Annotated in this window: 4 protein-coding genes; 2 read left to right on the top strand and 2 right to left on the bottom strand. The window is 73.0% G+C overall.

Annotated elements, in window-relative coordinates; all coding sequences use genetic code 11:
• Together VXC91_RS42845 and VXC91_RS42840 are read right to left on the bottom strand one after the other, a co-directional pair.
• On the bottom strand, window positions 1–1,933 hold a 1,933-nt coding region (locus tag VXC91_RS42845; RefSeq protein WP_329512768.1), incomplete at its 3' end, for a zinc metalloprotease.
• Between the two features lie 431 nt (window positions 1,934–2,364).
• Window positions 2,365–2,577: a hypothetical protein gene (locus VXC91_RS42840; protein WP_329512767.1), complete on the bottom strand. Its 213-nt coding sequence runs from the start codon at window positions 2,575–2,577 to the stop codon at window positions 2,365–2,367.
• Between the two features lie 579 nt (window positions 2,578–3,156).
• On the opposite strand from VXC91_RS42840, the gene VXC91_RS42835 reads away from it, so the two are divergent.
• Both VXC91_RS42835 and VXC91_RS42830 read left to right on the top strand, forming a co-directional pair.
• A complete protein-coding gene (locus VXC91_RS42835) occupies window positions 3,157–3,513 on the top strand; it encodes a hypothetical protein (protein ID WP_329512766.1) in 357 nt (118 codons plus the stop codon).
• Window positions 3,514–3,786: 273 nt separating this feature from the next.
• Window positions 3,787–4,312 (top strand): NAD-dependent epimerase/dehydratase family protein (locus VXC91_RS42830; protein WP_329512765.1); only part of this gene is annotated, 526 nt, incomplete at its 3' end.

The raw sequence follows: 4,312 nt of genomic DNA, 5'->3' as shown, positions 1-4,312 counted from the left end.
CGGTGGCGGTGGCGGTGGCGGTGGCGGACGGTGACGCCGAGGACGAGGGGGAGGGTGAGGGGGAGGGTGAGGGCGAGGGGGTGCCGGACGCGGAGGGTGTCGGGCTGCCCGACGGGCGCGGCGTGGGGGTGGCGGGGGTGTGCGAGGCGCCGGCCGTCGAGGAGGCGGCCGGCGTGCCGGCCGTGGGCTGCGCATCCGCCCGCACGGAAGGCGGCCCGGCGGATGCGGGCGAGCGCCGGCCGGGCCCGGACGGCTGGGCAGCAGGCCGCTGTGAGGGGCCGGCCGGGGAAGCGGTCGGGGTGGGGTGCGGGGCGGGCACGCCGGGCTGCAGGACGGGGGTGAGGGGGGCGGCGGCCGGCAGCGGCTTGGGGGTCAGCCCCCGCACCCAGGCCACCCCCAGCACCACGCAGACGGCGCAGGCGACACCCGCCAGGGCCAGTCGCATCGCCGGCCTGCCCTGCGTCGACCGGACCGCGGCACGCACCAGGCGGGCCGCGATCCGGCCCGCCAGATACACACCGCCCGCCATCGGGCACAGCAGCATGAGCGTGCCGACACAACCGACCAGCCCGGCGGCCACCTGCGCCTGCGTGAACGCCTCCCAGGTGCCCGTCACCTGGCCGGCCAGGCTGCGCAGCGCGGTGGCCAGCAGCCGGGGAAGATTCCACAGCACGTAGGCGACCTCGGCCAGCAGCAGGGGGACCATGGTCACCACCCACACCGTCACCGTGACGCGGGCCGACCGCTTCAGCCCCAGCACCTGCCCGGCCGTGCGCCGCCGCCCGGGCAGCATGCCGAGCAGGATGGGCCTGACCTTGCCGTACAGGTCGGGAACCCCCGCCAGGTCGCCCAGGATGTAGTAGCCGTCCAGCCGCACCAGCGGCATCAGCTGCTCCAGGACCTCGAAATGCGCCAGATACACCGCGGCCAGGAAGAAGGACTGACCGGTCAGCAGATAGCCCGCGGTCAGCACCAGCATGAAGATGACGTTGAAGTACACCCCGCCCAGCCCGGTCCGCAGCCGGCCCGCCCTCCCGATCCGGTACACGTCGGTGACGTCCGTGTACATCGACGGCCAGATCAGGAAGATCCCGCAGCCGATCTTCCCCGGCACCGCCCCGCTGTAGTGGCACGCCGACGCATGCCCGAACTCGTGGAACAGCAAAGACGCCACGGTCAGCGCGAACAGGATCAGCATCCACAACGGCTGCTCCATCACATGCAGCACAGCAGTGATCGCCCCGTGGAATGCGAACAGCCACAGGTCCATCACCGCGGTCGCCGCCAGCACCAAAGCCACGACCAGCGGGGTGTGCAGCCACGCCAGCGCGGCCGCGATCCGGGCCACACGCCCCTCATGGAAGATCACCTTGTGGCCCTTGAGAGCAAGCAGCAGATCCGACCTCGGCGCCGCCACCCGGGTCGGGTCGCCTGTCAACGGGACGGTGACACCCATCGGGGTCAGCTTCCGCTCGATGAGGTAGACGACATCATCCGTCGTGACCTCCGCCCCGTACCGCCCGCTCACCCGGTGCGAGATCGCCTCCGCGTCCCGGACACCGTCGACGGACCCCACCACCAGATACAGCAGCCGCGACAACTGGATGACCTGCCCGTCCCCCCGGCGCACCAGATACTTGCGCACCGTGAAACCCGACCCCTGGTACTCCCCCAGGCTCTGCAGACCCTCACTCAGCCGCGGAACCGGCCCACCGGCATGCGGCCCGGCGGCACCGGCGCTCGCCGCGGGTGCCGTGGGTGCCGTGGGTGCCGTGGGTGCCGTGGGTGCCGGCTGCACCGTGTGTGCCGTGTGTGCGGGTGCGCCCGGTACGCCGCCGGCAGCAGCATCCTGACGCACCGTCAGCTCTTCCCGGGTGTACGGGGGCTGACGATGCAGCCGGGTGAGGCTGCTGTTTCCTTCGGACGCCGTCATTGACTACTCCAAGGCGCATGGGGCGACACGGCCGCCACGGCTGTCACGGCACAAGGGGGGAAGGCCACGCCTGACGGCACACGCCCGCACAGGGCACCGCACGTCGCACGGCACCCGCACACAGCGCTCACCGAACAGCACAGACAAGGCAGGCGGGCAGCCACAGAAGAGAAAGGCAGGGGCGGCTTGCCCGGGGGCCGGCGAGCGGCCGGGGCCCCGGGCCGGGGCCGGCCGGAAGCATCCCGCCCTACGACGGCACGGCGGGCAGCCGGGCCCCGCACCACGGGACGCCCGCCGCACACGGTGTGCGCCGAGGCGGCCGAGCGGGGTGCGCAGCCGGCGAACGGCCCGGGCAGGGCGCGGCACGGACCCACTGCGAGGGGGCGCAGGGCCAAGTTCCGCTGAAACCCGGCCCTGCACCACCCGCCGCGTTACTGCTGCACGCTGATGGCCTGCGAAGCCTCGGACTGGGCGACCGCCCACGGCGAGCACGAGTTGACCGCCGCCGACTCGTTGTGCGCGTCGACGTGCGCGACCTTCTTCGTGATGTTGGTCATCTTGGTGAAGTTGAACGAGAACTTCCCCAGCGCCTCCCGCCCCGGCAGCAGCTCCGCGGTCTCGGCCTCAAGCTGGTCCATGTTCATGAAAAACACCTTTCATCCTGTCAAGGAGTGTGGTTGAGCAAACGAGCACCGGTCGGACACGGCCCGGACCTTACGTCCGGCCGCCGCCCGGCCTCATCCCGCACCCGCCGGCGCGGACCCGGCCGGCGGTCGACAACACACCGACCGCACAGCCCGCGCCGTACGGGATTTGGACGGCGGGCAATCCGCGCCCCGCAGCCGGGTCATGCGGGAACCCGGCTGCGGAGCAGCGGACACGGCGGAACCACCGGAGGAAGGACCAGCAGTCACGGCCAAACCCGCCGTCCAAACTCTCCGAACAATTTGTCCGGAGGTCCTGGACGGTAGCCGAAGCGGAAGCGGAAACGCAAACCGCCTATATCCGACATGCGTTCAGAAGCGCACTACCGTTCACATCTGACGCACCACCACAGCCCCGCCGCACCCCCACAACCCCCCGCACCCGCCCGCCCCGCCCCACCTCGCACACCCCGCCTGCCGGCAGCACCCGAAGGCGCCCCCGGAAGTGCCCGACGACGCCCGGTCCGGGATGCCCGCAGACCGCACAGAACAACTGACCTGACGTAGCGTCATATCATCGTGGGGCGGCGGTACTTGCCCGGGACCGAGCTGAGGCCGGCCCGCGCACAGGCCCTCGCCTTCCTGCCCGCCCGCCCCCCGGCACAGGGGCGCGGACGACAGGGCCGGCCCGACCGGCCCACGGGGTGCGCCCCGGCCCTCGGCGGCCTGATCCCCTCCGGCGCGGCGGTGCACCCCTACCGCCGCGCCGCGCGGCCCGGGCTGCGCAGTGCACGCCGCGCCACCGGCAAGAAAGCCGGCATCCGCCACGCCCGCACCGGCGGCACGCAAGCGGCGCGTGGGCCGCCACCCCGGCCCACGACCGGGCCGGGACCCCGGGCCCCGGCCATCGCCTGCACGCTCCTGCCTTCTCTGTGACCGGGATGTGCCACCCCACACCCCGTCAGGACCCCGCCGAATCCTGCACAGCCCGGGCAGCAGCCCCCAAGAGCCGCCCGGGGCCACCGCCGGATGAGGACCGCCGCCGCGCGCACCACGCCCCCCTTCCCGTGAACACCACCGGCAGCGGCGGCCGGAACGCCGACAGCACGCCGCCAGACGCACGCAGGGCCTTGTGCGCGAGTCGGTTCTGGCACAGCTGGTGTGGTGCTGTGCCCGGTGCCGGCCAAGAACGGTCTGCCGTGTCGCGTCATGACCGTTGTGATCATCGGCGGCAGCGGCTCCCTGGGCGCCGAGTCGGTCCGGCAGGCGACAGCGGCCGGGCACCCGACGGCCGCGGCCTACACGACCAAGCCCGCCAACGCCTCCGAGGCCGCGTGGCACCCACTTGACCTGCCAGACAGCAAACGCGTGGACGCCGTCCTGGCCGAGGCCGGCCCGCACCGTGTCGTCAACGCATCGAGCGGCCGGGCGGAATGGACGATTACGGCGCAGGGCCCCGTCCGGCCGGCGATGGCGGCGGCGAAGGCGGCAGCAAAGACCGGGGTCCTCCTCGTGCATCCGCAGGCCGTCGTCGCCCGCACGTCGCTGATCATCGGCGACGGGCGCTGCGAACACGAGCGCATCGTGCACGAACTCGCCGCCGGCAACCGCGACCGCGTCCTGTTCACCGACGGCATCCGCTGCCCGGTGCACGTCGCCGACCCGGCCGCAGCCCTTCTGGAACTGGCGCCCCGCGACACGACCGGCATCCACCGTCTCGCAGGGCCCCACGCTT

The organism is Streptomyces chiangmaiensis (assembly GCF_036281785.1).
Taxonomy (GTDB): domain Bacteria; phylum Actinomycetota; class Actinomycetes; order Streptomycetales; family Streptomycetaceae; genus Streptomyces; species Streptomyces chiangmaiensis.
The sequence above is the reverse complement of the archived record's forward strand: the minus strand, read 5'-3'. Positions and strand labels throughout refer to the sequence as shown.

What these genes read in the sequence shown, in the direction of transcription:
- VXC91_RS42840 (WP_329512767.1), bottom strand. Translation starts at nt 2,577, where the DNA reads ATGAACATGGACCAGCTTGAGGCCGAGACCGCGGAGCTGCTGCCGGGG.